At 67.7% G+C, this 2038-nt stretch carries 1 protein-coding gene and 2 tRNA genes; 1 reads left to right on the top strand and 2 read right to left on the bottom strand.

What is annotated here, in order from left to right:
- Nucleotides 1–134: 134 nt before the first annotated feature.
- Both tig and ACFVZW_RS35920 read right to left on the bottom strand, forming a co-directional pair.
- A complete protein-coding gene (gene tig, locus ACFVZW_RS35925; protein ID WP_384530648.1) occupies nucleotides 135–1523 on the bottom strand; it encodes a trigger factor in 1389 nt (462 codons plus the stop codon).
- Nucleotides 1524–1684: 161 nt separating this feature from the next.
- Nucleotides 1685–1761 (bottom strand) — tRNA-Pro (locus ACFVZW_RS35920).
- 131 nt (nucleotides 1762–1892) lie between these two features.
- Between ACFVZW_RS35920 and ACFVZW_RS35915 the strand changes: the two genes are divergently transcribed.
- Nucleotides 1893–1963 (top strand) — tRNA-Gly (locus ACFVZW_RS35915).
- Nucleotides 1964–2038: the final 75 nt, after the last annotated feature.

The following is a 2038-nucleotide window of genomic DNA, read 5'->3' as shown; positions in this document are numbered from 1 at the left end:
ACCCCCACCCCTGCACACACCCTGTGCGGGGGCCGCGCCTGGTTGGCCCCCCCCCGGGGCGGCGGGCAATCGGGCCCGGGCCCGGGCGCACAGCAGTGCGTCCGGGCCCGTGGACCTGCGGTTCGAAGCGAGGCTCAGGCCTCGTTCTTCTCCTCGGCGACCTCGGTCTCGCCGGTGACGGCCTCGACGGCCTCGACGGCGGTCTCGTCCTCGTCGTCCTCGAGGTCCACGACCTCACCGTTGGTGTCGACGACCTTGGCGGCCTCGACGACGACCGCGAGGGCCTTGCCCCGGGCGACCTCGCCGACGAGCATCGGCACCTGGCCACCCTCGACGACGGCCTGGGCGAACTGGTCGGGGGACATGCCGGAGGAGGCGGCGCGGCGCATGAGGTGCTCGGTGAGCTCCTCCTGGCTGACGTTCAGCTTCTCCTTGTTGACGAGCTCATCGAGGATGAACTGCGTCTTGATGCCCTTCTCGGCCTGCTCCTTGGTCTCCGCCAGGAACTCTTCCTCGGTCTTGCCCTGGATCTCCAGGTACTTCTCGAGGGTCAGGCCCATCTGGCCGAGCTGGTGGTGCTCCAGGTTGTGCTTGCGGGTGTTGATCTCGTCCTCGAGCAGCTTCTCGGGCATCGGGACGTCCGCCAGCTTCAGCAGCTCGTCGAGGACGCGCTCCTGGGCCTGGGTGGCCTGGTCGAACTGCTTCATGTTCTCGAGGCGCTTGCGGCTGTCGGCCTTGAGCTCGTCGAGGGTGTCGAACTCCGACGCGAGCTGCGCGAAGTCGTCGTCCAGCTCGGGGAGCTCACGGGCGGCGACGGCGGTGACCTTGACGGCGACCTCGGCGTCCTTGCCCTCGGCGGAGCCGCCCTTCAGCTGCGAGGTGAAGGTGGCCTCGCCGCCGGCCTCGAGGCCGGTGACGGCCTCGTCGATGCCGTCGAGGAGCTCGCCGGAACCGATGGTGTACGAGACGCCCTGGGCGACACCGTCGGGCAGGACCTCGCCGTCGACCTTGGCCTCGAGGTCGATGGTGACGACGTCACCCTCGGCCGCGGCACGCTCGACCGGGTTCGTGGAGGCGAAGCGCTCGCGCAGCTGCTCCACGGACTTCTCGACGTCCTCGTCGGTGACCTCGACCGCGTCGACGGTGACCTCGATGCCGGAGTAGTCCGGGATCTCGATCGTCGGGCGGATGTCGACCTCGGCGGTGAAGGCCAGCAGCTCGCCGTCCTTCAGCTCGGTGATGTCGACCTCGGGCTGACCCAGCGGGTTGACCTCGGCCTCGTTGACGGCCTCGGTGTAGAACTTCGGGAGGGCGTCGTTGACGGCCTCCTCCAGCACCGCACCACGGCCGAACCGCTGGTCGATCACACGAGCCGGGATCTTGCCCTTGCGGAAGCCCTTGACCGTGACCTGCTGGTTGATCTTCTTGTACGCCGCGTCGAGGCTGTCCTTGAGCTCCTCGAAGGGCACCTCGACAGTGAGCCGAACCCGGGTCGGGTTCAGGGTCTCCACGGCGCTCTTCACGGTTCGGTCTCCTTGGTGGCTGATTCTTGGATTCTGCCGATGCCGCTTGGTGGCGGTTCCGGCCGATCGGCCCGGTCAGAGAGACACACGGGCACGCAGCTTGCATAGTAACCGCAAGCGGGATGAGGCCCACAACGCGATCATGTGTTCCGTGATCTTGGTGGTCGGGGTGGCGGGATTTGAACCCACGGCCTTCCGCTCCCAAAGCGGACGCGCTACCAAGCTGCGCCACACCCCGTCGGTGCGACACGTAGGGTACATGCACGGAGACAGTGCGACGCCCCCTCTTTATAGGGCGTGCGGGGACCGCCCGGGACCCGCTACGATGCTGTCCGTGCCGCGGCCCTCGTGACCTGCGGCGCGTCCTTTGCGGGCGTAGCTCAATGGTAGAGCCCTAGTCTTCCAAACTAGCTACGCGGGTTCGATTCCCGTCGCCCGCTCTGCATGACTCAGGCCCAGGTGAGAGGGTATATCCCGCTCCCTGGGCCTGAGTCGTTCCGCAGGCCGGATCAGCC

This window comes from Streptomyces sp. NPDC059567 (assembly GCF_042735655.1).
GTDB lineage: Bacteria > Actinomycetota > Actinomycetes > Streptomycetales > Streptomycetaceae > Streptomyces.
Note: the sequence above shows the minus strand (reverse complement) of the source record. Positions and strands in the feature narration are given on the sequence as shown.